Here is a 24,715-nt window from a genome sequence, read left to right as displayed (position 1 = left end):
TGAAAGTATTTGACAGCGGGGGCTGGCGCGCAGATACTGGTTTCAGGTGGGACGGGCGCGCCACCATGCAGCCAAGAAAGCCGGCGCCCCTCAGGGAGAGATGATGCGCCCCTATTTTGCTTGCGCCCGGCACCTCATGCGCCTGCTTGCCGCCCTGCTCTGCGCCACGCTGGCAGCCTGCGCCACCACAACGCCCGCCAGCTTGCCCCCCATTTTCAACGACAGCGATTTTGCGCCGGCCGTCGCCATCGACGCCAGCCAGGTCTTCGCCCTCGACGACGCCATGCGTCAGTATGTGCAGACGCAAGTCCGGCACGCGGCGCGCAACGGCAATCCCCGCCTGGCGCTGTATGACGCGCTGTACGACAAATCCAGACTGAAACTCGAATACGATGCGGCCATGACCCGCAATGCGCGCGAAACGTTTGAGGCGCGCAGCGGCAACTGCATGTCATTGGTGATCATGACGGCGGCGCTGGCGCATGAATTGGGCTTGCAGGTGCGCTACCAGGAGGTGCTGGGCGAAGAAAGCTGGAGCCGCAGCGGCGACATGTATTTTGTCGCCGGCCACGTCAACCTGGTACTGGGCCAGCGCCTGGGCGAAAATCCGAATAGCTACGATACCAAGGGCCTGCTGGTGATCGACTTCCTGCCGTCCGGCGACGTGGCGGGCTACCGCACGCGCGAAATCAGTGAAGCGACCGTGCTCGCCATGTACATGAACAACCGCGCCGCCGAAACCATGAGCGAGGGCCAGCTGGACCAGGCATACTGGTGGGCCCGGGCAGCGCTCCTGCAAGACCCCTCGTTCAGCGGCGCCTACAACACCCTGGGCGTGATTCAGTTCCGCCATGGCAACCTGGCGCAAGCGCGGCGCACGCTCGCGCATGCGCTGATGCGCGCGCCGGACAACACGGTGCTGCTGTCGAACCTGGCGCAGGCGCTGGAAGCGTCCGGCCTGCCGGATGAAGCGCTGCCGCTGCGCCGGCGCCTGCTGGCGCTGCAGCCGCAGCCGCCCTTCCACTACTTCAACCTGGGCAAGGCGGCCATGCAGCGCAACGATTACGTGCAGGCGATACAGCTGTTTTCACGTGAAATAGCGCGCGACCCGTATTACCACGAATTCCATTTCTGGCTGGCGCAAGCCTATGCGCGCCTGGGCCAGCTGGAGCAGGCCGGCAAGCAGCTGGAACTGGCGATGAACAACAGCACCACGCGGGGCGACCACACTGTCTATGCGGCCAAGCTGCAGCGCCTGCGCGCCATCACCCATTAATCTTCCAGGAACATCTGCTGCAGGTCGTTCAGGAAGCACAAGCCCCGTTCCGTCGGGCGGATAACTTGATGGTCGCGGTACAACAGGCCTTTCGCTTCGGCCGCATTCAGCGGCTGCTCGATGGCGTTGAGGGGCACGCCCGTGCGCTCGGCGAACAGGTTGGGCGCAAAGCCCTGCGTCAGGCGCAGGGTATTGAGCATGAACTCGAAACCCATTTCCTCGCGCGCCAGCTCGCGCTCTTCCTGCACCGGGTTACCGGCCAGTACCGCGTCCATGTAGGCGCGCGGCTGCTTGTAGCGGGCCTGGCGCAGCACGCGGTGCGGGAACGATATCTTCGAATGCGCGCCCGCGCCGATACCGAGATAGTCGCCGAATTCCCAGTAATTGCGGTTGTGCCTGGCCTGGCGGCCCGGCTGCGCATACGCCGACACTTCGTAGCGGCCGTAGCCCGCCTGCGCGGCGCGCGCGGCAACCATGTCGGCAATGTCGGCGCTCTCGTCGTCGTCCGGCAGCACGGGCGGATACTTGGCGAACAGGGTGTTCGGTTCGAGCGTCAGGTGGTACAGCGACAGGTGCGGCGGCGCGAACGACAGCGCCGTGGCCAGGTCCTGCTGCGCCTCTGCCAGGGTTTGCGTGGGCAGCGCGTACATCAGGTCGAGGTTGAAATTGTCGAAGTTGGCGTGCGCGATGTCCACCGCGCGACGCGCTTCGCTGTCGTCATGGATGCGCCCCAGCGCCTGCAGATGGCGGCCATTGAAGCTCTGGATGCCGATCGACAGGCGGTTGATGCCGCTGGCCCGGTAAGACTTGAATTTTTCCGTTTCAAAGGTGCCCGGATTGGCTTCCATGGTGATTTCGCAATCGGGCTCCAATGGCAGCAGGGTGCGCACGTCCGACATCAGCCGGTCCAGCCCCGCCGCCGACATCAGGCTGGGCGTGCCGCCGCCGATGAAGATGGTGTGGATCTTGCGGCCCCAGATCAGCGGCAGCGCCATTTCCAGGTCCAGCCGCAGGGCCGCCAGGTATTCGGCTTCCGGCAAGTCGCCGCGCACCTCGTGCGAATTGAAGTCGCAATACGGGCATTTTTTCACGCACCACGGGAAATGGATGTACAGCGACAGCGGCGGCAGCGCCGTCAGGTTCAGCGCGCCCGGCTGCAGGTACTTCAGCGCCGCCCCTGCCGCGCCGGAAAGGCCTTCCTGCGGCGCGGGGGCGGCTCCGGGCTTGGCTGCGGACTTGGCAACGGCGCCCACCAGTTTGATCGGGATCATCGCAGCTTTTCCACCAGCGCGCGCAGGGCCTGGCCGCGGTGCGACAGCGCGTTCTTTTCGTCGGACGTCAGTTCGGCCGCGCACTTGCCCAGCGCGGGAATGAAGAAATGCGGGTCGTAGCCAAAGCCGCCGTTGCCGCGTGGCGCCGGGACCATTTCGCCATTCCAGCGGCCGTCGGCGATCACCGGCTGCGGGTCGTCCGCATGGCGCACATATACCAGCACGCAGTAGTAATACGCGGACTTGTCGGCATGCGCCTCGAGGTCGGCGATCAGCTTGGCGCTGTTGGCCGCGTCCGACTTCGGCTCGCCCGCATAGCGGGCCGAATACACGCCAGGCGCGCCGCCCAGCGCATTGACGCACACGCCGGAATCGTCGGCCAGCGCCGGCAAGCCCGTCAGGCGAGATGCGTGGCGCGCCTTTTGCAGGGCGTTTTCAACGAAGGTATGGAACGGTTCGTCGCTTTCAGGCACATCGTACTCGCCCTGGGCGTGGACGGAAAAACCGATGGTCGAGAGCAGCTCGTTGAATTCCTTGAGCTTGCCGGCATTGTTGGAGGCGAGGATGAGGCGTTGGGTCATGTCAGTAATCCGGTTGAAGTGCCGACATTGTAAACCTTTTGCGCCCCCTCACCTCGCCCCGCCGCTGCCGCAAGAAGCGGCAAATGTGGGTTTTTTGCCCGGCACGGCGGGCAATGACATGTAAATCTGTGTAAAGATTAAATGCCGAGAGCTTGCTTTTGCAGGGCAATCAGGTCGGCGATGCCGCCCTGCGCCAGGTCCAGCAGGCGGTTCATGCCGGCGCGGTCGAAAGCGGCGCCTTCGGCCGTGCCCTGCACTTCGATGAAATGGCCCGCCTCCGTCATCACCACGTTCATGTCCGTGTCGCAGCCCGAGTCTTCCACATAGTCCAGGTCCAGCACCGGCATGCCCTGATAGACGCCCACCGAGATGGCGGCGACGAAGCTTTTCACGGGGATGGCGGCGATCGCGCCGCGTGCCTGCAGCTGGGAAAACGCATCATATGCGGCCACCATGGCGCCCGTGATCGAGGCCGTGCGCGTGCCGCCGTCGGCCTGGATGACGTCGCAATCGAGGTGCAGGGTGCGCTCGCCGAACGCCTGCAAATCGAAGGCGGCGCGCAGCGAGCGGCCGATCAGGCGCTGGATTTCCTGCGTGCGGCCCGACTGCTTGCCGCGCGCCGCTTCGCGGTCCATGCGCGTGTGCGTCGAGCGCGGCAGCATGCCGTACTCGGCCGTCAACCAGCCCTGGCCCTTGCCCTTCAGGAAACCCGGCACCTTGTCTTCGATGCTGGCGGTGCAGATGACCTTGGTGTCGCCGCACTCGATCAGCACCGAGCCTTCGGCATGCTTGGTGTACTGGCGGGTGATGCGGATGGCGCGCAGCGCATCGACGGCGCGGCCGCTCGGGCGGGATTCGAATGTCATGGGGATGTCCTGTGTGATTGGGGTTGCGGCAGCGATTCTACCACCGCGCGCCAGTCCATTTGCAGTCATGCAACAGCGCAGGACGCAATGGCGGGCGGTGCACACATGATCCCTACAATCCTGCCCCGCCAAACACAATTTTCTTTACAATGCCGTAAAACGCACACAATTCAGCAATTTTCAGGCCATCGGGCACTTCGGTCCTGTTTTGCGGCGCGGGCGGTATTGCCTGCGCTGGCTGATTAAGTGTATAAGTGACTGTATACAAGATCAAATCGGGGAATCCTTTGAGCATTTCAAGCATGACAGGCTACGCGGTTGCCACCAGCGAAGGTGCTGCAGGCACACTGACAATTGAAATCAAGAGCGTCAACTCACGCTTTCTCGACCTGCAATTCCGGATCAACGACGATCTGCGGGCTCTGGAGCCTGACTTGCGCGCTGCCGTCATGTCCGCCATCACGCGCGGCAAAGTCGAGGTACGCCTGAGCTTTGGCCGCAAGGCCGCCACAAACGGCACACAGGCGCTGAACGTGCCCCTGCTGGCCGAACTGGCACGCCTGCAAAACGAAGTGGGCCAGCATTTTGTCTCCGCCCCCGTCATGACGGTGGCCGAACTGCTGCGCTGGCCTGGCGTCATCGAAGAAGCGCAAGTGGGACAGGAGTCCCTGCAGGCGGATGTGGGCGCGCTGACCAAGCGCACCGTGGCCGCCTTCGTCGACAGCCGCAAGCGCGAAGGCGCCGCGCTCGAAGCGGTGCTGGTGTCGCGCATCGAAGCGATGGAAGCCATCGTCAAGCGCATCACGCCCTTGATTCCGCAAGTGGTGGCGGCCTTCCAGCAAAAAGCCATCGAACGCATGCAGGATGCGCTGGGCCTGGCCAGCCAGGGCTCGAATTCGGCCCTGTCGCGCCAGGACGCCATGGAACGCATCCGCCAGGAAGTGATCTTGTACGGCATCCGCATCGATGTATCGGAAGAACTGGCGCGCCTGTCGGCCCACCTGAGCGAAACGCGTCACATTCTCACCAAGGGCGGCCAAGTGGGCAAGCGCCTCGACTTCATGATGCAGGAACTCAACCGCGAAGCCAATACGCTGGGCGCCAAGGCCTCCGTCAAGGAGCTGGCCGACGCCTCGATGGACTTGAAGCTGCTGATCGAGCAGATGCGCGAACAGGTGCAGAACCTGGAGTAAGCCATGACCGCACCACGCATCCGGACACTCGCCAGCGTGACCCTGGCGCTGCTGGCAGCAGGCGTGCAAGCGCAACCCGTGCAGCAGCCGTCGCCATATGCGGTCGAAGGATGCGCCTCCGGGTGCTTCGCCCTCAAGGAACGCGGCGCTGCCATCTACACGGGCGCCGACGCCGCCTCCTACCGCATCTGCTCGCGCAGCAACCTGGGCGCAGAAGTCTCGGTCGACAGCGTCGTCGTGCGCATCAGCAACCGCGACTGCACCGATGTGAATGGCCGGGCCATCGTGCTCAATAGCGGCGAAATCGCCCTGGGCCGGCTGCCCCGCTGAGACAGGGCACGCAACTTACGCCAGACGCGCTCCGGTGCGCGCCCTGTCGCTGGCGGCGATGACGACGCAGGCGACAAACAGCACGATGCTGTACTCCACGCCGCCGGCGCCATGCTCGCCCACGAACCAGCCCTTGGCCGCATGCACGATAACGATGCCGCCAAGGCAGATCACCATCAGGCCGGCCGCCGCCCAGCGCATGTATTTGCCGGCGATGAGCAAACTGCCGCAAACGATCTCGACGGCGGTAATCGCCCACACCACGGCCAGGCCGTAGATGAATCCCTTGTCTTCCAGGAAACCGGCAAAACGGGGAATGGTGCCGTTGGCGATGCGCGTGATGGCGTGCGCCATGAACATCACGGCGATGGCCACGCGCAGCAACAGCATGGCCTGGGCAATACTGAGAAACGGGAAATTTTTCATGCGCGCATCCTGTCGATAAAGAAAAATATTCTAAATTAGATAACTATTTCTTCAGGATAACAAGCAAAATATGCGCAGGCGCGGCGGCCAGGCGCATCGCGGGGCTGGCTCGCCGCCTTGCCTCTTGGTAAAATACCGAATTGGGCGGCGCCCATGCAAGCGCACACGCCGCCATCACACGCAAATGGAAAGATCCGCATGAGCCACCCTACCGCCTTCTCCGGCAGCCTGTTCGTGGTCGCCGCGCCATCGGGCGCCGGCAAATCGACACTGGTCAATGCATTGCTGGCGCAAGAACCCGGCATCAAATTGTCGATCTCGACCACCACGCGCGCGCCCCGCCCGGGCGAGCAGCATGGCCGCGAGTACTATTTCACGACCGCGGAAGACTTTGTCGCGCGCGCCGACCAGGGTGAATTCCTGGAATGGGCGGAAGTGCATGGCAATTACTACGGCACCTCGCGCATCATGGTGGAACAGCAAATGCTGGCCGGCACCGACATCCTGCTGGAAATCGACTGGCAGGGCGCGCGCCAGGTGCGCAAGCAATTTCCCCGCGCGGCCGGCATTTTCATCCTGCCGCCATCGATCGATGCACTGGAAGAACGCTTGAACAAGCGCGGCCAGGACGAGCCGCACGTGATCACGCGCCGCCTGCTGGCGGCCGGCGGCGAAATCGCACACGCTCCCGAGTTCGAGTATGTTATTATCAATGAAGAGTTTACGGTCGCTTTGTCCGAACTGAGCGCGATCGTGAGAGCGGCCCGTTGCCGGTTTGCGCAACAAGCGGCCCGCAACGCATCGCTATTCGCCCAGCTGGGCCTGCACGCAGAGTAATCAGCCTGCACGCCAGTTCACACAGCACCACGCAAAAATTTTAGGAGTTACCATGGCCCGTATCACAATCGAAGATTGCCTGAAGCAGATCCCTAACCGTTTCCAGCTGACCCTGGCTGCGACCTATCGCGCACGTCAGTTGTTGCAAGGCCACACCCCTAAGGTGGAAGCCAAGGACAAGCCTACCGTTGTCGCACTGCGCGAAATCGCTGCCGGTAAAGTCGGCATCGAAATGCTGAAAAAGGTCCCGATGTAAGTGGGAACCCGCGTGCCGGAACAGTGCTGACCCCTGGTTCTACCGTATCCTTTATTCACACTGTGAAGCAACGCGACGTTTTATGAGTCTGACCCCAGCCGACACGACTTCCGCAGCACTGCCGCCCCTGGCCCCGCGCCAGGCGGCAAAACCGCAGGGCGCTTCCGCGCCCGGCATCGGCACGTCCGCTGGGATCGCCTCCGCCACACCGCCGGCACCCGCCCTGGGCGTGGCTTCCGTCAGCCACCTGGCCGACAAGCTGGCCGAATACCTGTCTCCCGCCGACCTGAAAAAAGTCAAGGAAGCCTACCGCTTCTCCGACGAAATGCACTTGGGCCAGATGCGCCGCTCGGGCGAGCCGTATATCTCGCATCCGATCGCCGTCGCGGAAATCTGCGCCGACTGGAAGCTCGACGCGCAAGCCATCATGGCTGCCCTGCTGCACGACGTCATGGAAGACCAGGACGTCAAGAAGGAAGAATTGATCGAGCGCTTCGGCGCGCCCGTGGCGCACCTGGTCGACGGCCTGTCGAAGCTGGAAAAGATCGAATTCCAGAGCCAGATCGAAGCGCAGGCGGAAAACTTCCGCAAGATGCTGCTGGCCATGGCCTCCGACGTGCGCGTGATCCTGATCAAGCTGGCTGACCGCCTGCACAATATGCGCACGCTGGACTTCATGACGGCGGCGAAAAAACGCCGCATCGCCAGCGAGACCATGGAAGTGTACGTGCCGATCGCGCACCGCCTCGGCCTGAACAACATCTACCACGAGCTGCAGGACCTGTCATTCTCGCACCTGTATCCGATGCGCTACCGCACCCTGGCGAAAGCCGTCAAGGCGGCGCGCGGCAACCGGCGCGAAGTGGTCAACAAGATCATGGAAGCGGTGAAAAGCACCCTCTCCATGGCCGAACTCGAGGCCGACGTCACGGGCCGCGAAAAGACCCTGTACGACATCTATAAAAAGATGCGCAGCAAACACTTGTCGTTTTCACAAGTTCTGGACGTGTACGGCTTCCGCGTGGTGGTGGGCAGCTTTGCCGACTGTTACGTGACCCTGGGTACCCTGCACAGCCTGTACAAGCCCATGCCGGGCAAGTTCAAGGATTACATCGCGATCCGCAAGCTGAACGGCTACCAGTCGCTGCACACGACCGTCATCGGCCCGTACGGCACGCCCGTCGAATTCCAGATCCGCACGCAGGAAATGCACCGCACGGCCGAATCGGGCGTGGCGGCGCACTGGCTGTACAAGAGCGGCGAATCGAACCCGTCCGACCTGCAGCAGCGCACGCATGCCTGGCTGCAATCCCTGCTCGACATCCAGCAGCAGACGGGCGACTCGGCCGAATTCCTCGAACACGTCAAGGTCGACCTGTTCCCCGATTCCGTCTACGTGTTTACGCCGAAGTCGAAGATCATCGCCCTGCCGCGCGGCGCCACGGCCATCGACTTCGCCTATTCGATCCACACGGGCATCGGCGACCAGACCGTGGCGGTGAAAATCAACAACGAAACCTCGCCCTTGCGCACCGAGCTGCACAATGGCGACATCGTCGAAATCATCACCGATTCCTCGTCGCGCCCCAGCCCCACGTGGCTGTCGTTCGTGCGCACCGGCAAGGCCCGCTCGGCCATCCGCCACCATTTGCGCACGATCAACCTGCCCGAATCGATCGCCCTGGGCCAGCAACTGCTGTCGCAGGCGCTGCACACCCTGAACATCGACGCCGACCTGCAAGCGCCGCTGGTCGAGCGCCTGCTCAACGAATCGAGCGCCAATTCCATGGACGAGCTGTACGCGGACATCGGCATCGGCAAGCGCATGGCCACCCTGGTGGCGCGCCACATCTTCGGCCTGATCGGCGGCGAAGCGGCCAGCATGCCCGTGGAACACAACAGCGGCAGCGAGCTCGACCCCGTCACCATCTGCGGCAGCGAAGGCGTCTCCGTGCAACTGGCGCCATGCTGCCTGCCGATTCCGGGCGACCAGATCATCGGCCAGCTGCGCCGCGACCAGGGCTTGCTGGTGCACACGAGCGACTGCTCGCAAGCGAAACGCCAGCGCGCCAAGGAACCGGACCGCTGGATCGCCGTGCGCTGGGGAACCGAACTGAACCGCCGCTTCGACTGCCGCATCAAGGTGCTGATCAACAGCGAACGGGGTATCCTGGCCCGCGTCGCGGCCGAAATCGGCGAATCGGACGCCAACATCATCTATGTCGGCATGGACGAAGACAAGGACAACGTGCTCGACCAGCTGCGCTTCACCGTGCAGGTGAAGGACCGCGTCCACCTGGCCGCCCTGCTGCGCAATGTGCGCCGCGTCGCCGGGGTCAACCGAATACTTCGGGAGCGCAATTAAAAAAACGGCTGGCCAGATTCTCTGCCCAGCCGTTTTTTTATGCCGCGAGCATCAGCTCAAGTTTCCCCCGGCGCCGGATACGTCACTTCCAGCAATTCCAGTTCCTGCTCGCCCTGCGGCGTGTTGAGGGTGATCAAATCGCCCTCGCGCGCCTTGGTGATGGTGCGGGCCATGGGCGAGACCCAGCTGATCTTGCCGTTCAGGGGATCGAATTCGTCGATGCCAACGATGGTGATGGTGTGCGTTTCGCCGTCGCTGGTGCGGTAGGTAACCGTGGCGCCGAAGAACACCTGGTCGTTGCCATGGTGCACGCTGGGGTCAACGATGGCGGCCAGGTCCATGCGTTTCGTCAGGAAGCGGATGCGGCGGTCGATTTCGCGCAAGCGCCGCTTGCCGTAGATATAGTCGCCATTTTCCGAGCGGTCGCCATTCGACGCCGCCCAATGGACGATGCGCACCACTTCCGGACGGTCGACGTCGATCAGCTGCAGCAGCTCTTCCTTGATGCGCTGGTAGCCGGCCGGCGTGATGTAGTTCTTGGCGCCAGCGGGAATGGCCAGCGCCAGCGCGGCCGCTTCTTCATCGTCGTCGTTGTCGGATTCTTTTACAAAGGCTTTATTCATCCGCCTATTGTAGCCCCGCCAGGGAGCCACGGGCACACCGGATGCGGGGGCAGGCGGGCTTTTTTGACGTATCATCGTGGCAATCGCGGCAAACCTGCGCCGCACACGGAGACGGATGAAAAAATTCTACAGAGTCAGGCGCTGGCTGTTCGCGCCGCTGGTCTACCTGGCCGCCATCTGCCTGCTGATCGAGGAATGGCTGTGGGCGACGGGCGCGCGCATCATGCAGGTGGTATCGCAATTTCCGCCCCTGCATGCGCTGGAAGCGTGGATCAAGCGCCTGCCGCCGTACTGGGCGCTGGCCATCTTCGTGCTGCCGGCCGTGCTCTTGTTCCCCGTCAAACTGCTGGCCCTGCTGGCGATCGCGCGCGGCCATGCGTTTTCCGGCATCGGCGTGATCGTCATCGCCAAGCTGGGCGGCGCGGCCGCCGTCGCCCGCCTGTACAGCCTGACGCGCCCGACCCTGCTCAGTTTGCCGTGGTTTGCGCGCTGGCATGGCCTGTTCATGGAAACCAAGGACCGCTGGATCGCCCGCCTGCGCGCCACGCGCCCGTGGCGCCGTGTCAGCCGCCTGTCGGCCGCGCTGGGCCGCGCCCGCCGCGCCTGGTGGCAGCGCTTGCGCAAGGGCACGCCAGGGCGCCATAATTCCCGCCCAGCCAGGGTGCTGCGCCGCTTTGCCGCCTTCTGGCGCGCCCGCCGCTGATGAAGAAAGGCAACTCCATGCACGACACTCCCCGGCTGGCCCCCGCCCTGCGCGCGGCGGCGCCGGAAATCTACCTGTACGACGCGGCCAGCTTGCAATTGCTGGACGCCAACGATGCCGCCTGCGACAACTTGCAGTATGCGCGCAAGGAATTGCTGGCGATGACGCCCTTCACCCTGGCGCCGCAGCTCGACGCGCCGCAGCTGGCCGCCGTGCTGGCCACCCTGGACGACGGCATCGGCGCGCAAGCCCGGCTGCACGTGCAGCAACGCCGCCGCGACGGCAGCCTGTATTCACTCAGCCTGCACCTGTCGCGCGCCCAGCGCCAGGGGCGCGCCCTGCTGCTGGCCGAGGGTGAAGACTTGCGCACGCCGCAGGCGACGGCCGCCGCCCTGGCCCAGGTGCAATCGCGCTTCAACGCCATCGTCTCGAATACGCCGGGCCTCGTGTACCAGTTCTGCCTGCATGCGGATGGACGGGCCTCCTTTGCCTACCTGAGCGACGGCTGCCAGGCCCTGCTGGGCCTGAGCCCGGCACAGCTGCACGCGCGCCCGGAACTGTTTTACCAGTTGATCCTGGCCGACGACCGGGCCTCGTATCTGGAATCGATGCAGGCCTCAAAAAACGCCTTGTGGAGCTGGAACTGGGAAGGCCGGATCTGGATCGATGCCTGGAAGGACGTCAAATGGATCAACCTGCGTTCCACGCCGCGCGCGCTGGCCGACGGCACGGTGCAGTGGGAAGGCATCATGACGAATATCACGGAAAGCCGGCTGGAACAGATCGAAGTGCGCCAGTCGCGCGCCCGCCTGGCCGAGCTGACGGCGCATATCGACAAGGTCAAGGAACATGAACGCACGCGCCTGGCGCGCGAACTGCACGATGACCTGGGCGGCAATTTGACGGCGATCAAGATGGCGCTGGCCATGCTGGCGCGCCGCCTGCCGCCGGACGACCCGCAGTTGCAGGAAAAGGCCGATTATGTCGATGCCCTGGTCGACCGCAGCATCGACGCCGTGCACCGCATTTCGCTGGACTTGCGCCCGTCCATGCTGGACCTGGGCCTGGTCGCCGCGCTGGACTGGCAAGTCAAGGAATTCGCGCGCCAGGCCGGTATCGAGTGCCAGTTCATTTCCAACCGCCAGCATATCGAACTGGAACTGGACCAGGCGACCAGCCTGTTCCGCATCGCCCAGGAGGCGCTGACGAATATCGCCAAGCATGCGCAGGCGAGCAAGGTCAGCGTGCGCCTGGCCCGGCAGCGCCAGCATATCAGCCTGTCAATCGCCGACAATGGCGTCGGCATGCGCCTGTCCGACCGCGCCAAGCCGCAATCGTTCGGCATCCGCGGCATGGCCGAACGGGCCAGCGCGCTGGGCGGCAGCCTGAGCCTGATGGACGGGCCGGACGGCGGCACCATCCTGAGCATAAAAATCCGGCTGACCACGCCGCGAGAGGCGATAATAGCGGCTGCAGCCAGCGCACCAGCGCAAAGCGGATCGCCGTAGGGCCACAGGGCCGCCGCAGGGCGCAGGGATTCAGATAGGAAACAACGCAGTCATGAAAGAAAAAGCCACCATCCGGGTATTCATCGCCGACGATCACGCGATCGTGCGCGAAGGCTTGAAGCAAATCCTCGCCGACACGAAGGACATCATCGTCGCCGGCGAGGCTGAAAATGGCCACGACGCCATCAAACTGTTCCGCGGCTCGAAATGCCAGGTGTTGCTGCTCGACATCTCCCTGCCCGACCGCAGCGGCATCGAGGTGCTCAAGCAGATCAAGAAGGAAAAGCCGGAACTGGCCGTGCTGATGCTCTCCATGCACCGCGAAGACCAGTACGCCATCCGTTCGCTCAAGGCGGGCGCGGCCGGCTACCTGACGAAACAAAGTGCGCCGCGCGAACTGGTCACGGCCATCCGCCAGGTGGCGCAGGGCTTGAAATACATCAGCGCCTCGCTGGCGCAGGAACTGGCCAACACGGTGGGCGAAGACCACGAAACGGCCTTGCACGACACCTTGTCGGACCGCGAATACCAGACCCTGGTCATGATTGCCTCGGGCAAGGCGGTGGGCGCCATTGCCGAAGAGCTCAAATTGTCCGTGAAAACCGTCAGCGAATACCGCGCCCGTTTGCTGGTCAAGATGAAACTCAAGAACAGCGCCGAACTGACGCATTACGCCATCCGCAACCAGCTGGTCGATTGACGGCAAAGCGGCATGCCCGCTGGCATCGGGCGAATTGGCAGGACTTCTCCTTGCTTCTCGCACAATAAGTTCTTTGCCAACTCGCATATCATGAGGATAATGAGAAATATCTGAAAAGGCTGTGCCTACATGTCCAGTAAATTGCCATCTTCACCAGCAGGCGCTCCCGCTGGCGCCACGAATACCGCCGCCGCTGCGGCGATGAACCCGGCCGATATCGCCCGCGAAGCGTTTCGCCGCCTGGCCACGCGCCGCATCGCCCCGACGCCGAGCGCCTACCGCGACATCTACAATGAAATCGCGGGCATCAGCGAAGCAGCGGACAGCCCTGCCGCGCCGGCTGCCGTGCTGGCCGCCAGCGCCCCCACGGAGAGCGGCGCGGAAAACGTCCTGACGCAATTCGCCGCCAAGATGAGCGAATCGGCGGGCGAACTGGGTGACTTTGGCCGGCGTTTCCAGCGCGCCCTGAAAGCGCGCGACTGGGACAGCTATGCGCGTACCCTGGCGCAACTGGCCGATAAACAGGTCAAGAAAGGCGGCGGCATCGAATTGCCGCCCCTGCCGGACGGCGAACAGACGCGTACCCTGCGTGAATTGCTCAGCCGAACCCTCGGTTTTGCCGTCGCCACCTTGCTGACGGGCACGCCCGCGCTGGTGGAAGAGGCAGAGTCCCTGGGCGCGGCCATCAAGCAGGCGCATACGGAAGAAGCGCTGAACGAAGCGGCCCTGCGCCTGAAGCAGCTGTGCTACCAGATCGAACTGAAAAGCGGCGACACGGCCGAGCAGCAGGAATTGCTGCTGCGCCTGTTCAAGTTGCTTCTCGACAACGTCAGCCAACTGCTGGACGACGACAGCTGGCTGCGCGGCCAGGTCGACGCCGTGCAGAACCTGATCGCCGGCCCGCTCGACCAGCGCGCGCTGGAAGACGCCACGCGCAGCCTGAAGGAAGTCATCTACAAGCAAAGCCAGCTCAAGCACAGTTTGTCCGACGTCAAGCTGACCGTCAAAAACATGATGATGACCTTCATCGACCGCCTGGGACAAGTGGCGGCCAGCACGGGCGACTTCCACGAAAAGATCGGCGGCTATTCTGAAAAGATCAGCCAGGCGGAAAATATCAGCGAATTGAACAGCGTTCTCGACGAAGTCTTGCGCGAAACGCGCATGGTGCAGAACGAGGCCTTGCGCGCACGCGACAAGATGGTGCTGGCGCGCCAGGAAGTGCAGGACGCGGAACAGCGCATCCACACGCTGGAAGCGAAGCTCCAGCATATGAGCGAGCTGGTGCGGGAAGACCAGCTGACGGGCAGCCTGAACCGGCGTGGCCTGGACGATGTGTTCGAGCGCGAGACGGCCCGCTCGGACCGCCGCGGCACGCCGCTGTGCATCGCCATGCTGGACCTCGACGATTTCAAGCGCCTGAACGACACCTATGGCCACCTGGCCGGCGATGCGGCGCTGAAACACCTGGTGAAGATCGTCAAGGAAACCCTGCGCTCGATGGACGTCATCGCCCGCTTCGGCGGCGAGGAATTCCTCATCCTGCTGCCGGAAACCACGGTCGAGGCGGCATCATCGACGATGACGCGGCTGCAGCGCGAGCTGACCCGGCATTTCTTCCTACACGACAACGAAAAAGTCTTGATCACCTTTTCCGCCGGCGTGGCCCTGCGCCTGCCCAACGAAGACCAGGCCGAGCTGGTCAAGCGCGCCGACCGCGCCATGTACCAGGCCAAGCAGACGGGAAAGAACCGCGTGGTGGTGGCTGACTGAGCCACCTCTCACGGCAGCCGCCAATAAAAATGCCGCTCATCGAGCGGCATTTTTCATTCCAGCGCTACCTCGGCGCCTGGCTGAAAATCAGCGGTAAGGATGCTCGTCGGCAAAGAAATCGATCAAGCCGCCTTCGTGCTCGATCAGGATGGACTTGGCGATGATGCCCTCGCGCGCCATTTCCGCGGCGATATCGCGCGCGCGCCACTGCGTGGGGATGATTACCACGTCGACGGGCGCTGTTTTCAGCACGTCGCGGTAGACGATTTCCTGGCCCAGGCCAGGCACGAAAGTGCCGGCCTTGTCCGGGTCGGAGTCGACCACCAGCGGGAAGCGCTGCGCATCGGCACCAAACTGGTGCATGAAGGCGGCGGCCTTGCCCGTGCCGCCCCAGATGGCCACGCGCTGGCCACTGGCGGCCAGGGAATCGAGCTGGGCGGCAATAGTCTTGCGGCTGCGCTGGGCGGCAACGGCGAACGCATTGCTGTGGCGCGCCTGGTCGCGCAGCGCCTTCGGGACCTGCAGGCGCACCAGCGCATACACGACTTCGCCGTCATAGCCATGCGCCAGCTGCACCACCTCACCTGCGCGCTGCATCAAGGTACGGAACGATTCCGTCGTGAAATGCGACATGTGTTCATAGAAGAAATCGGCCAGCCGGCCCGTGGCGAAGACACGGTCGATGCACGGCACTTCGGCAAACAGCCAGATTGGCTTGTCCGAGCGCGCCGCGGCCCACGCCATCTGCTCGACCAGCGAAGCGGGATCGGTCAGGTGTTCCAGCACGTGGCGGATCACCAGCGCATCGGGCGCGAATTCGGGCACATCCTGCAACGGCTGGAAATAGCGCGCTTGAAACTCCACGCCGCGGCCTGTTTCCGGCGTGGCATTCGGATCGAAACCGATGAAACGCCCCTGCTCGCTGCGGGCATCGGCCAGCGCGCGCACGAAATGGCCTTCGCCGCAACCGATGTCGATCACCGTGGGCGAGGCCGGCAACTTGGCCAACAACACGTCGCGCGTGTCGGCCAGGTGGCCTTTCCAGATGCCGCCTTTGTTGAACATGCGGTTGGGATTGTCTTGGTAGGGAATGGCGTCATAGGAAAACGCGCGGTTCCACACGTGCGTGCACTGCGGGCATTGCACGAAATCATGCGGTTGCACGACCATCGCCTGCGCGTCGGCCGCGCTGGCTGGCCAGCCCAGAGTGGCCAGGGCTTGCTGGCCACCATCGAAAAACGCCGCCGCCACCGTGTGGGCGCAGACCGGGCACACGGCCGGGAGCAATTGCTGTTTCATGCAAAGATCACTTTCTTGAAGTAGGCGATGGTTTCTTTCAAGCCATCATGCAAGCTCACCGTCGGCTCCCATTCCAGGCCGGCGCGTGCCTTGGTAATGTCGGGCTGGCGGCGCACGGGGTCGTCAGCCGGCAGGGGACGGAAGACCAGCTCGCTTTTCGATTCCGTCAGGCGCAGCACCAGCTCGGCCAGTTCGCGGATCGTGAATTCGGCAGGATTGCCCAGGTTCATGGGACCGATTTCCTGCGTCTGGTTCATCATGCGCACCATGCCCTCGATCAAGTCGTCGACATAGCAGAACGAGCGCGTCTGCTGGCCATCGCCGTACAGGGTGATCGGCTCGCCGCGCAGCGCCTGCACGATGAAATTGCTGACCACACGGCCATCGTTCGGATGCATGCGCGGGCCATAGGTATTAAAGATGCGCACGACGCGAATATCCACGGCCGACTGGCGGTGGTAATCGAAAAACAGGGTTTCGGCGCAGCGCTTGCCCTCATCGTAACAGGCGCGCGGGCCGATCGGGTTGACATGGCCCCAATAGTCTTCGCGTTGCGGATGCACCTGCGGGTCGCCATACACTTCCGAGGTGGACGCCTGCAGGATGCGCGCGCGCTTGCGCTTGGCCAGACCCAGCATGTTGATGGCGCCCAGCACCGAAGTCTTGGTGGTCGAACTGGGATCGTTCTGGTAATGCACTGGGCTGGCCGGGCAAGCCAGGTTGTAGATGCGGTCCACCTCCACGTACAGGGGCAGCCAGACGTCGTGGCGCAGCAGTTCGAAACGCTTGTGGCCCAGCAGGTGGCGGATATTGTCCTTGCTGCCCGTATAGAAATTATCCACGCATAGCACGTCATGGCCATCGGCGATCATGCGGTCGCACAGGTGCGAACCGAGGAAGCCGGCACCGCCGGTAATCAGGGTGGTACGGGGCATCATTGCTCTCCTGCATTATCGATCACCGTCATCCGGGCCCGCCACATGCCCCACACCGCATCCTCAAAATGCCGCGCAAAGCGAGGGGCATCAAACAGCGGTGAGGCCAGTGCCTGCTGGCGCAGCCCAATACGCAGCGCTGCCATGGCGGCCGGATCGGCCGCAAAACGGCAGGCAAGCGCCACATAAGCGTCTTCGTCGCTGGCGATCCAATCTGGCAAACCGACATTGTGCAGGATAGATTCCCCCAGGTGCGAAAGGAAATGGCTGCCGCGCAGGGTGACAATAGGCAAGCCCATCCACAGCGCCTCCATGCTGGTGGTGCCGCCTGGATAGGGAAACGGATCAAGCACGATATCTGCCTGCTGGTAGGATTCCAGCATCTGCTTACGCAGGCCCGTACCTTCCAGACGCAGGCGCGATGCATCGACGCCATGGGCAGCGAAGCGCGCCACGGTCCGCGTCCGTAGGGCTGCGTCATCGAGCTGCTTTGTCTTGAGAAACAAGCGGGACTGAGGCACCGCCCGCAAGATGCGCGACCAGACGCCGACCACCGCATCGTTCATTTTAGCGAGATTATTGAAACAGGCAAACGTCACATAGCCCCTGTCCAAGGCTGGCAGCGGCGTCACGTCGACATCAAAGCGCGGTGCCGTGAAGCACAGGTAACTGTCCGGCATGCGCCATAACTGCTCGACAAATTGTTGTGATTCAGTAACTGGTGCGACATGGGCATCGGCCAGTAAATAATCCATCTCCTGCATGCCCGTCGTCGCAAAATAGCCAAGCCAGCTCACCTGGACGGGAGCCGGCCGCCAGGCGAACAAGGGCAAGCCGTTGTTGCCCGTGTGGCCAGCCAGATCGAACAACACGTGCACCCCATCGTTTTCAATCAGCTGCGCCGCCGCACCGTCATCCATGCCGGCGATGGGCCGCCATGCGGCAAAATACGGCACCAGCCGCGCCGTCACGGCATCGACTTGCACAACGGTAGGATAGGCAATCAATTCCACGCGCGCATGATCAAGCTGGGCCAGCAAGGCCTCCAGGAAATGCGCGACCGGATGATCGCTCAAATCACCGGATACCATGCCAATGCGCAGGCGACGCGGTTGGCTGCTGCAGGACCAGCGCGTAAATGGCGCATTGGCCTTCGCGCTGGCGGCCTTGCCAAAACGCAAAGCATCAGAAAAACGCTTGGCCGGGGTAGCACGCGCATAGTAATTTTGCATTAATAGCAGGTTACTGTGGGCACGCAAATACCCAGGATCCAGGGTCATGGCATTGCGGCATGCAGACTCAGCTGCAGCCATATTCCCCAGCTCCTGCAAGATCACCGCCAGATTGTGCTGCACGCTTGGATCACGCGGGAGATAGCGGGCGGCCTTTTGCATACAGGGCAAGGCTTCGCGCGCCCGACGCAACTGTAACAGGATGGCGCCCAGCAGCTTCCATGCATCGCCGTTGCGAGGCTGCTGCGTGGTTAGCCGCCGCGCCTGTTGCTCGGCTTCCGCATACCGCCCCTGTTCGAACAGGGCAATCAGTTGCTCCTGCGTCTGCTGCGCGTCCTCTTCGCCCTCCGCGGGCTTTTGTGGGGCGATGGTCGATACCACCTCAATACCATCAAGTTTGCGTTGCAGTTGGTCAGCCCAGATGTTATCGAGGCCATGTTGGCGCCCAAGCGCGAGCACCTGCCCGGCCAACGCCTGATCACCAGCAAGTATCAACGCTTCTATATAGTCGAGCCAGCTTGCTGGATGTTCGGGACGGGCTTCCAGCGCAACGGCAAAAAAGGGAAGGCTGGCGACAGCGTCGCCGTGACGCAAGGCCAGCAAGCCAAGCTGGCGGTTGGCATCGGGTTGAGCCGGCTGCAATTGCAGCACGGCCCGATATAACTGTTCGGCCTCAGCAAACTGCGCATCTCGCACATGGGCGTTAGCGACACACATGGCTTCATGCACAGCCCGCCCGATCTTGTCTGCAGCAGGCAGGCGCGCCGCTTCAGCGGCTTCCGGATACATAGTCATATTGTCAATAAATAGGAAATCTTGCTACATTCTTGCATCAAGTGACGCAGTGACAGACATGTTTATCGCAATCAATAACGCTTGCTGATGACGATCTTGCATGGTGACAACGATCTTAACAGCTTATGCACTTGCTGCGGCTGGCCTGAGGGCGGCAAACGCCAACGTATATGCAAAATGCCAGGCACACCGACATGCCACTGCCGAAAAATAATTTTATTTCCCCCTCAAGTTTCTCAATAATGCGCCGCTTAGCGGAGACGAAAAACAAAAAATAAGAGTGAAAAAATAAAATAAAGAATGTTTTTTCCTATCAACTTTTGCGGCCACGTTCCGATAAACATTACAACGACGGTTTGATTGCTTCAAAGTAGAGAAGCAGACCAACGTGAAAAGCACTTAGCGCAATGCAATACCTGTCTGGAGAATTATCATGGCTGCAGTAATTAACACCAACATCTCGTCCCTGAATTCGCAACGCAACCTGTCGACCTCGCAATCGGCGCTGAGCACCTCGCTGCAACGCCTGTCCTCCGGCCTGCGTATTAACAGCGCCAAGGATGACGCTGCTGGTCTGGCGATTTCCGACCGTATGACGTCGCAAATCCGCGGTATGACCCAAGCAACCCGCAATGCCAACGACGGCGTCTCGCTGGCTCAAACGGCCGAGGGCGCACTGTCGAGCTCGGGCGACATCCTGCAACGCATCCGCGAGCTGGCTGTACAATCGTCAAACTCGACCAACTCGTCGAGCGATCGCCAAGCGCTGCAAACCGAGGTCACGCAACTGAACTCGGAACTGAACCGTATCGCCACGACCACCTCGTTCAACGGCCAGGCACTGCTCGATGGCACCATGGGTACGGCCAACTTCCAGGTCGGCGCCGATGCCAACCAGTTGATTTCCGCCAGCGGCGCGAACTTCCTGACCAATACCTATGGCAATAACCGCGTTGAAAACAACGCCGTCGCAGCCAAGCAAACCAGCACCAATGTCGTTGCAGCCAAAGATATCACCATCAACGGCAAGCTGGGTACGGACAAGTACACCACCGTCGCAGGCGATACAGCCAAATCGATCGCTGCCGCATTGAATGCCAAAACGGCAACCACCGGCGTCACTGCCAACGCAAAAACCGAAGCCAACCTGGGCCTGGCCGCGGAATCGTACTCGTTCAAATTGAATGGCGATAATTCTGCAGCTGCTGACGCTGTGACTGTGTCGTTCACCGTCACCGGCGCCGCCAACCAAGCCGCCGACTTTGCCGCAGGTATCAACGCAATCAATGCACAAACCGCCAAAACGGGGATCACGGCAAGTTTTGACGCCAAAAATCCAGGCATCAAACTGAGCAATGCAAATGGTTCCGACATCCAGGTGACCAATGGCGCCACGACCGCCACCAAGCTGGACGTCAAAACCTACAATCTGGATGGCACGACCTCGGCAGCCGCCGACACCAAGGCAGCAGCTGGTGTTGCCATCGCCAACGGCAGCGTGACGTTCGATTCGGACAGCAGCTTCTCCGTGACCGATGCGGGTTCCGGCCTGGGTCTGGGTGCAGCAGCTGCGGCAACCACGAATGCCGGTTCGACGTTGAAATCCGTTGCATCGCTGGACGTCACGACGTTTGCGGGTGCGCAACTTGCCCTGAAGATCACCGATGCGGCACTGTCGACCGTCAACAGCCAACGCGCCCAGTACGGTGCTTTGCAATCGCGCTTCTCCTCGGCCATTTCGAACCTGCAATCGACGACGGAAAACCTGTCCGCTTCGCGCAGCCGCATCGTCGATACCGACTTCGCTGCAGAAACGGCCAGCCTGACGCGCGGCCAGATCCTGCAACAAGCAGGTACTGCGATGCTGGCGCAAGCGAACTCGCTGCCTAACGGCGTGCTGAGCCTGCTGCGCGGCTAATCTTCGATTAGTCTCGTAACATCGCCAGACTCAGATTCCCCTGCCGGATTTTTTCGGCAGGGGAATTTTCACTAGGAGAGCACCATGACTATTGACACGATAGCGGCCGCCTCGGCTAGCCGCATCGACAAGAGTTACACCCCGGCAGACAGCGCGCCTGCGCGTGCCGCAGCATCCCGCAGCACCACTGGCACCGTGACAGCGCAGCAGAATGACCAGGAACCCAGCCGGGCGCAATTGGACCAGGCAGTATCGGAACTGAATCAGTCATCGCAAATCAAGACCCAGGGCCTGGAATTTTCCGTCGACGAAGACAGCCGACGCACGGTGGTCAAGGTGATTGACCAGGAAACCAAGGAAGTCTTGCGGCAAATCCCCACCAAGGAAGCCCTGGCGCTGGCCAAGACCTTTGCGACAGCCACAGGCTCCCTGATCAGCCAGAGTGCCTGACGGATGAGACTCTATCCGTACGCGCTGCCATGTATCGCCATGCATCCGCACGACACCGGGGTCCGCCAGCCAGCCTGTCGGACCCCGCATTTTTATTATCAAAAAAACACTCTCCCTGCACCCGCCCGTCCGCTTTTTTGCCCGAATTGAAAACAGCGCGGTAAATCCCTCTCTCAAGTCCTGATTGATTCTGCCGATAACAGCTTATATTAGTGTTTTCCTAGGAGCATTCAGTGGCCATTACACCAACCATATCTTCTCCTGGCATCGGCAACAGCATGCTGGATGTCAATGCCATCATCGAGAAGTTGATGACGGCAGAATCGGCGCCGCTGAACCTCTACGACAAGAAAACGGCATCGTACCAGGCCAAGCTCAGCGCCTTGGGCACCCTGAGCGGCTCCGTCAGCACCTTCCAGAACTCGCTGTCATCGCTCACCAACTCGAACAACTTCCGCGCCGTCAGCGCCACGCCGTCGGATCCGCTGGTCCTGTCCGCCACCGCCGGCGCGAAGGCCGTCGCAGGCAGCTACAATATCAACGTCTCCCAGTTGGCACAGGCGCAGACCTTGACATCGGGTGGCATGGCCAGCAAGCTGTCGACCATCGGCCTGGGCGCCAAGACGACAATTTCCTTCCAGCTTGGCTCGACCACCGGCGGCACCTTCGGCACCAAAGGTACGGCATTGAGCGGAAGCACCCTGCTTAACGGCGTCAGCAATGGTTCGATCACCATCAACGGCACGGCCATCCCGACGGACGCCAGCACGAAAAGCGCCCGTGCGCTGGCCGATGCCATCAATGCCAAGAGCAGCACCACGGGTGTGACGGCGACGGCACAAGCAACCAGCAGCGACGCCGGCATGTTCAGCACGTATGGAAATGTTGCCACCGGCGCCGGCAGCAGCTATTCCCTCTCCATAGGCGGCATTGACATCGTTTCACAAGGCGAGAATGTCGCCGCAGGCGCGGGCATCACCGCCGCCAGCCTCGATACCACGCTCGCAGGGCCGAATGCCGTCTCGAATGCCCTGGCCGCAGCCAATATCACGGTGACGGGCAAGGCTGCCGATGGCACCTTGCAGTTTACGCGCGCCGATGGCTCCAATATCAATATCGAGGAAGTCGTCACGGGCAGCGCCAGCGGTGGCATCGGCAAGGCAGCGGGCGCAAGCAACGCTGGCTCGAATGTCACGATTGCCAGCGCGATCACCCTGACATCCGGCAATGCCAGCCCGATCATCATCGCCGGCAGCAATCCGGCCGCCGCCGGCCTGGCCGCGGGCACAGTCGGCAGCTACATGGATGCGGGCTTCACCCAGGACGCGACGCAGGCAACGGGGTCGATCGTGATCGATTCGACCAACAACACCTTGCAGGGCATACGCGACGCCATCAATAACGCCGGCCTGGGCGTCACCGCCAGCATTGTCTCCGACGGTTCAGACAAACCCTTCCACCTGGTGCTCAGCTCCAGCAAGACGGGCGCCAATTCGGCCATGAAAATTTCACTGAGCGGCAGTGATGGCCAGCCGGCTGACAGCGCGCTGAGCGCCTTGCTTGCCTATGATGTGGGCGGCACACAAAATCTGAAACAAAATAGTGCTGCGCAGAACACCATGTTCAGCGTCAACGGCATTCCCATCACCAGCAACTCGAACAGCGTCGACACGGCAATCGAAGGCGTCACCCTGGGCATCACGAAGATCGGTAGCAGTAGCCTGTCAGTAGCCAAGGACACTTCCACTGTCAAGACCAGCATCAACTCCTTCGTCAAGGCATACAACGAACTGAACACGGCGATCGGTAAAATGACGGCGTACAATCCCGACACCAAGACGGGCGGCGTCTTGCTGGGCGACTCGACCGTCCAATCGATCCAGAGCCAGCTGCGCCGGCAACTGGGGGCGCCGATCACCGGATTGAACAGCGGCATGAGCACCCTCAGCCAGGTCGGTATTTCCTTCCAGAAAGATGGTAGCCTGGCGCTGGACACAAGCAAACTCGACAAAGCCATCAGCGCCAACTTTGCCGATATCGCCGGCCTGTTCTCTGCCATCGGCAAGACCAGCGACAGCAACGTCGCGTTTACTAGCTCGACAGCAGCCACCAAGCCCGGCACGTATGACCTGAGCATTACCACCATGGCCAGCCAGGGCTCGCTCACGTCGGATGCCGTGCTGGGCGCCAGCACGGTCATCGCCAGCGATACTACCTGGAACGTGACCTTGAACGATACGGAGCCTTCGGTCGCCAAGAACACGGCCCAGGTGACGATACCGGCAGGCACCTACACGCCGGCTCAGCTGGCGGCACTGGTGCAATCGTCGATCAATGGCGTAAAAGCCTTCTCGGATAATGGCGCCACCGTGTCCGCCTCAATCGATGGTGCGGGCAAGCTGGTCCTGGCATCGAGCCGCTATGGTTCCGTCTCGAACCTGGCCTTGAGCAACGGCACGGGCACCAGCATCGAAACCTTGTTTGGTGCAGCCAAGCCCGTCAAGGGCGCGGATGTGGCAGGGACACTGGGCGGACAACCGGTCATCGGTTCGGGCCAGACCTTGACTGGAGCGCCCGGTTCGCCATCAGATGGCTTGAAAATTGAAGTGACCGGCGGCACGACAGGCCCGCGCGGCACCGTCAGCTTTTCGCAAGGCTATGCCTACCAGCTGAACAACCTGGCCACCTCCTTCCTGGGAACGGACGGCATGATCACCGGCCGCACGACTGGCATCAACGAAACGCTGAAATCGGTGGCCGCGCAGCGCGACAAGTTCAGCGAAAAACTGACCGCCATCGAAGCGCGCTACCGCGCCCAGTTCTCGCGCCTCGACGTGTCGCTGAGCGCCATGCAAACCACGCAAACCTATTTGACCCAGCAGCTGGCCGCCATCGCCGCCAACCGTTAAGCGCTACCATCAGGAGAATATATGTTTGGAACCCAACAACGCGGCGTCAACGCCTATGCCAAGGTCGGCCTGGAAACGGGCATAGGCTCGGCCTCGCCGCACAAGCTGATCGTCATGCTGTATGACGGCGCCCTGGTGGCCGTGCTCAGCGCGCAGATGCACATGAAATCGGGCAATGTGCCGGAAAAAGGCAAGTCCATCTCGAAAGCCATCCAGATCATCGACAATGGTTTGCGCGCCAGCTTGGACAAGGAAGCGGGCGGCCAGATCGCCGAAGGCCTCGATGCCCTGTATGAATACATGAGCGCGCGCCTGCTGGCAGCCAACATCCGCAACGATCTTGGTATGCTGGAAGAAGTACAGCGCTTGCTGACCGACTTGCGTGAAACCTGGAACGCCATTGGCGCCACCCCCGCCGCCATTCCCGGCGCCGATCTGAAACGTATGCCCAGCCTTGCGAGCGCCTGAC

Annotated in this window: 23 protein-coding genes; 14 read left to right on the top strand and 9 right to left on the bottom strand. The window is 62.1% G+C overall.

All coding sequences use genetic code 11. From position 1 onward, the window contains the following. Window positions 1-136: 136 nt before the first annotated feature. Window positions 137-1,276, top strand: coding sequence for a tetratricopeptide repeat protein (locus AC1RJW_RS00605; RefSeq protein WP_493042602.1), 1,140 nt, complete (start codon window positions 137-139; stop codon window positions 1,274-1,276). Here the strand turns inward: AC1RJW_RS00605 and hemW are convergent. The 4 genes from hemW to AC1RJW_RS00585 form a co-directional block, all read right to left on the bottom strand. Further along, entirely contained in the window at window positions 1,273-2,547 is a 1,275-nt protein-coding gene (hemW, locus tag AC1RJW_RS00600; protein WP_493042600.1) for a radical SAM family heme chaperone HemW, read from the bottom strand. The genes AC1RJW_RS00605 and hemW overlap by 4 nt on opposite strands. Next, entirely contained in the window at window positions 2,544-3,128 is a 585-nt protein-coding gene (gene rdgB, locus AC1RJW_RS00595; protein WP_493042598.1) for an RdgB/HAM1 family non-canonical purine NTP pyrophosphatase, read from the bottom strand. Before rdgB ends, hemW begins: the two co-directional genes overlap by 4 nt. Window positions 3,129-3,265: 137 nt before the next feature. Then, the gene (rph, locus tag AC1RJW_RS00590; RefSeq protein WP_034787067.1) at window positions 3,266-3,994 is read right to left on the bottom strand and encodes a ribonuclease PH; all 729 of its coding nucleotides are present in this window, start codon (window positions 3,992-3,994) and stop codon (window positions 3,266-3,268) included. Between the two features lie 112 nt (window positions 3,995-4,106). Further along, a complete protein-coding gene (locus AC1RJW_RS00585) occupies window positions 4,107-4,298 on the bottom strand; it encodes a hypothetical protein (protein ID WP_493042595.1) in 192 nt (63 codons plus the stop codon). Here AC1RJW_RS00585 and AC1RJW_RS00580 point away from each other — a divergent pair. After that, window positions 4,297-5,187, top strand: coding sequence for a YicC/YloC family endoribonuclease (locus tag AC1RJW_RS00580; RefSeq protein ID WP_493042593.1), 891 nt, complete (start codon window positions 4,297-4,299; stop codon window positions 5,185-5,187). The genes AC1RJW_RS00585 and AC1RJW_RS00580 overlap by 2 nt on opposite strands. Window positions 5,188-5,190: 3 nt before the next feature. Then, window positions 5,191-5,517 carry a hypothetical protein gene (locus AC1RJW_RS00575; protein WP_493042591.1) on the top strand — a complete coding sequence of 109 codons (327 nt, stop codon included), beginning with the start codon at window positions 5,191-5,193 and terminating at the stop codon, window positions 5,515-5,517. Between the two features lie 15 nt (window positions 5,518-5,532). Here AC1RJW_RS00575 and AC1RJW_RS00570 read toward each other — a convergent pair whose 3' ends face one another. After that, window positions 5,533-5,943: a DoxX family protein gene (locus tag AC1RJW_RS00570; protein ID WP_493042589.1), complete on the bottom strand. Its 411-nt coding sequence runs from the start codon at window positions 5,941-5,943 to the stop codon at window positions 5,533-5,535. Window positions 5,944-6,141: 198 nt separating this feature from the next. On the opposite strand from AC1RJW_RS00570, the gene gmk reads away from it, so the two are divergent. The 3 genes from gmk to AC1RJW_RS00555 all read left to right on the top strand — a co-directional run bounded on the left by gmk (window position 6,142) and on the right by AC1RJW_RS00555 (window position 9,401). After that, complete coding sequence (gene gmk, locus AC1RJW_RS00565) at window positions 6,142-6,780, top strand: guanylate kinase (RefSeq protein ID WP_077407781.1); 639 nt, start codon at window positions 6,142-6,144, stop codon at window positions 6,778-6,780. Window positions 6,781-6,832: 52 nt separating this feature from the next. Next, window positions 6,833-7,036, top strand: coding sequence for a DNA-directed RNA polymerase subunit omega (rpoZ, locus tag AC1RJW_RS00560; protein ID WP_010400723.1), 204 nt, complete (start codon window positions 6,833-6,835; stop codon window positions 7,034-7,036). 82 nt (window positions 7,037-7,118) lie between these two features. Further along, the gene (locus tag AC1RJW_RS00555) at window positions 7,119-9,401 is read left to right on the top strand and encodes a RelA/SpoT family protein (RefSeq protein WP_493042586.1); all 2,283 of its coding nucleotides are present in this window, start codon (window positions 7,119-7,121) and stop codon (window positions 9,399-9,401) included. Between the two features lie 56 nt (window positions 9,402-9,457). Here the strand turns inward: AC1RJW_RS00555 and greB are convergent, their stop codons facing one another. Beyond that, window positions 9,458-10,024 carry a transcription elongation factor GreB gene (gene greB, locus AC1RJW_RS00550; protein WP_493042584.1) on the bottom strand — a complete coding sequence of 189 codons (567 nt, stop codon included), beginning with the start codon at window positions 10,022-10,024 and terminating at the stop codon, window positions 9,458-9,460. Between the two features lie 115 nt (window positions 10,025-10,139). On the opposite strand from greB, the gene AC1RJW_RS00545 reads away from it, so the two are divergent. The 4 genes from AC1RJW_RS00545 (at window position 10,140) to AC1RJW_RS00530 (ending at window position 14,708) form a co-directional block, all read left to right on the top strand. Further along, window positions 10,140-10,727, top strand: coding sequence for a hypothetical protein (locus tag AC1RJW_RS00545; protein ID WP_099408922.1), 588 nt, complete (start codon window positions 10,140-10,142; stop codon window positions 10,725-10,727). A gap of 17 nt (window positions 10,728-10,744) precedes the next feature. After that, entirely contained in the window at window positions 10,745-12,235 is a 1,491-nt protein-coding gene (locus tag AC1RJW_RS00540) for a sensor histidine kinase (RefSeq protein ID WP_493042582.1), read from the top strand. Window positions 12,236-12,287: 52 nt separating this feature from the next. Next, the gene (locus AC1RJW_RS00535; protein ID WP_034753998.1) at window positions 12,288-12,935 is read left to right on the top strand and encodes a response regulator; all 648 of its coding nucleotides are present in this window, start codon (window positions 12,288-12,290) and stop codon (window positions 12,933-12,935) included. A 201-nt stretch (window positions 12,936-13,136) separates the two neighbouring features. Next, window positions 13,137-14,708, top strand: a complete 1,572-nt coding sequence (locus AC1RJW_RS00530; protein WP_493044189.1) for a GGDEF domain-containing protein — start codon at window positions 13,137-13,139, stop codon at window positions 14,706-14,708. An 87-nt stretch (window positions 14,709-14,795) separates the two neighbouring features. Here AC1RJW_RS00530 and AC1RJW_RS00525 read toward each other — a convergent pair whose 3' ends face one another. The 3 genes from AC1RJW_RS00525 to AC1RJW_RS00515 are packed head-to-tail and all read right to left on the bottom strand — an operon-like array spanning window position 14,796 to window position 18,963. After that, a complete protein-coding gene (locus AC1RJW_RS00525) occupies window positions 14,796-16,007 on the bottom strand; it encodes a class I SAM-dependent methyltransferase (RefSeq protein WP_493042578.1) in 1,212 nt (403 codons plus the stop codon). After that, window positions 16,004-16,945, bottom strand: a complete 942-nt coding sequence (locus AC1RJW_RS00520; protein WP_493042576.1) for a UDP-glucuronic acid decarboxylase family protein — start codon at window positions 16,943-16,945, stop codon at window positions 16,004-16,006. Before AC1RJW_RS00520 ends, AC1RJW_RS00525 begins: the two co-directional genes overlap by 4 nt. After that, entirely contained in the window at window positions 16,942-18,963 is a 2,022-nt protein-coding gene (locus tag AC1RJW_RS00515) for an O-linked N-acetylglucosamine transferase, SPINDLY family protein (RefSeq protein WP_493042574.1), read from the bottom strand. Before AC1RJW_RS00515 ends, AC1RJW_RS00520 begins: the two co-directional genes overlap by 4 nt. 439 nt (window positions 18,964-19,402) lie before the next feature. Between AC1RJW_RS00515 and AC1RJW_RS00510 the strand changes: the two genes are divergently transcribed. The 4 genes from AC1RJW_RS00510 to fliS all read left to right on the top strand — a co-directional run bounded on the left by AC1RJW_RS00510 (window position 19,403) and on the right by fliS (window position 24,714). Continuing rightward, window positions 19,403-20,887, top strand: a complete 1,485-nt coding sequence (locus tag AC1RJW_RS00510) for a flagellin N-terminal helical domain-containing protein (RefSeq protein WP_493042573.1) — start codon at window positions 19,403-19,405, stop codon at window positions 20,885-20,887. 84 nt (window positions 20,888-20,971) lie between these two features. Next, the gene (locus AC1RJW_RS00505) at window positions 20,972-21,337 is read left to right on the top strand and encodes a flagellar protein FlaG (RefSeq protein ID WP_493042571.1); all 366 of its coding nucleotides are present in this window, start codon (window positions 20,972-20,974) and stop codon (window positions 21,335-21,337) included. Window positions 21,338-21,615: 278 nt separating this feature from the next. Next, the gene (gene fliD / locus AC1RJW_RS00500; protein WP_493042569.1) at window positions 21,616-24,246 is read left to right on the top strand and encodes a flagellar filament capping protein FliD; all 2,631 of its coding nucleotides are present in this window, start codon (window positions 21,616-21,618) and stop codon (window positions 24,244-24,246) included. Between the two features lie 21 nt (window positions 24,247-24,267). Continuing rightward, window positions 24,268-24,714 carry a flagellar export chaperone FliS gene (gene fliS / locus AC1RJW_RS00495; protein ID WP_493042568.1) on the top strand — a complete coding sequence of 149 codons (447 nt, stop codon included), beginning with the start codon at window positions 24,268-24,270 and terminating at the stop codon, window positions 24,712-24,714. Window position 24,715 lies beyond the last annotated feature (1 nt).

It is taken from the genome of Janthinobacterium sp. GW822-FHT07A03 (assembly GCF_058798815.1).
The sequence above is the reverse complement of the archived record's forward strand: the minus strand, read 5'-3'. Positions and strand labels throughout refer to the sequence as shown.

What these genes read in the sequence shown, in the direction of transcription:
- AC1RJW_RS00570 (WP_493042589.1), bottom strand. Translation starts at nt 5,943, where the DNA reads ATGAAAAATTTCCCGTTTCTCAGTATTGCCCAGGCCATGCTGTTGCTG.
- fliS (WP_493042568.1), top strand. Translation starts at nt 24,268, where the DNA reads ATGTTTGGAACCCAACAACGCGGCGTCAACGCCTATGCCAAGGTCGGC.
- hemW (WP_493042600.1), bottom strand. Translation starts at nt 2,547, where the DNA reads ATGATCCCGATCAAACTGGTGGGCGCCGTTGCCAAGTCCGCAGCCAAG.
- AC1RJW_RS00605 (WP_493042602.1), top strand. Translation starts at nt 137, where the DNA reads ATGCGCCTGCTTGCCGCCCTGCTCTGCGCCACGCTGGCAGCCTGCGCC.
- gmk (WP_077407781.1), top strand. Translation starts at nt 6,142, where the DNA reads ATGAGCCACCCTACCGCCTTCTCCGGCAGCCTGTTCGTGGTCGCCGCG.
- AC1RJW_RS00535 (WP_034753998.1), top strand. Translation starts at nt 12,288, where the DNA reads ATGAAAGAAAAAGCCACCATCCGGGTATTCATCGCCGACGATCACGCG.
- AC1RJW_RS00505 (WP_493042571.1), top strand. Translation starts at nt 20,972, where the DNA reads ATGACTATTGACACGATAGCGGCCGCCTCGGCTAGCCGCATCGACAAG.
- AC1RJW_RS00525 (WP_493042578.1), bottom strand. Translation starts at nt 16,007, where the DNA reads ATGAAACAGCAATTGCTCCCGGCCGTGTGCCCGGTCTGCGCCCACACG.
- AC1RJW_RS00515 (WP_493042574.1), bottom strand. Translation starts at nt 18,963, where the DNA reads ATGTATCCGGAAGCCGCTGAAGCGGCGCGCCTGCCTGCTGCAGACAAG.
- rdgB (WP_493042598.1), bottom strand. Translation starts at nt 3,128, where the DNA reads ATGACCCAACGCCTCATCCTCGCCTCCAACAATGCCGGCAAGCTCAAG.
- fliD (WP_493042569.1), top strand. Translation starts at nt 21,616, where the DNA reads ATGCTGGATGTCAATGCCATCATCGAGAAGTTGATGACGGCAGAATCG.
- AC1RJW_RS00510 (WP_493042573.1), top strand. Translation starts at nt 19,403, where the DNA reads ATGGCTGCAGTAATTAACACCAACATCTCGTCCCTGAATTCGCAACGC.
- AC1RJW_RS00530 (WP_493044189.1), top strand. Translation starts at nt 13,137, where the DNA reads ATGAACCCGGCCGATATCGCCCGCGAAGCGTTTCGCCGCCTGGCCACG.
- rph (WP_034787067.1), bottom strand. Translation starts at nt 3,994, where the DNA reads ATGACATTCGAATCCCGCCCGAGCGGCCGCGCCGTCGATGCGCTGCGC.
- rpoZ (WP_010400723.1), top strand. Translation starts at nt 6,833, where the DNA reads ATGGCCCGTATCACAATCGAAGATTGCCTGAAGCAGATCCCTAACCGT.
- AC1RJW_RS00555 (WP_493042586.1), top strand. Translation starts at nt 7,119, where the DNA reads ATGAGTCTGACCCCAGCCGACACGACTTCCGCAGCACTGCCGCCCCTG.
- greB (WP_493042584.1), bottom strand. Translation starts at nt 10,024, where the DNA reads ATGAATAAAGCCTTTGTAAAAGAATCCGACAACGACGACGATGAAGAA.
- AC1RJW_RS00580 (WP_493042593.1), top strand. Translation starts at nt 4,297, where the DNA reads ATGACAGGCTACGCGGTTGCCACCAGCGAAGGTGCTGCAGGCACACTG.
- AC1RJW_RS00540 (WP_493042582.1), top strand. Translation starts at nt 10,745, where the DNA reads ATGCACGACACTCCCCGGCTGGCCCCCGCCCTGCGCGCGGCGGCGCCG.
- AC1RJW_RS00585 (WP_493042595.1), bottom strand. Translation starts at nt 4,298, where the DNA reads ATGCTTGAAATGCTCAAAGGATTCCCCGATTTGATCTTGTATACAGTC.
- AC1RJW_RS00545 (WP_099408922.1), top strand. Translation starts at nt 10,140, where the DNA reads ATGAAAAAATTCTACAGAGTCAGGCGCTGGCTGTTCGCGCCGCTGGTC.
- AC1RJW_RS00575 (WP_493042591.1), top strand. Translation starts at nt 5,191, where the DNA reads ATGACCGCACCACGCATCCGGACACTCGCCAGCGTGACCCTGGCGCTG.
- AC1RJW_RS00520 (WP_493042576.1), bottom strand. Translation starts at nt 16,945, where the DNA reads ATGATGCCCCGTACCACCCTGATTACCGGCGGTGCCGGCTTCCTCGGT.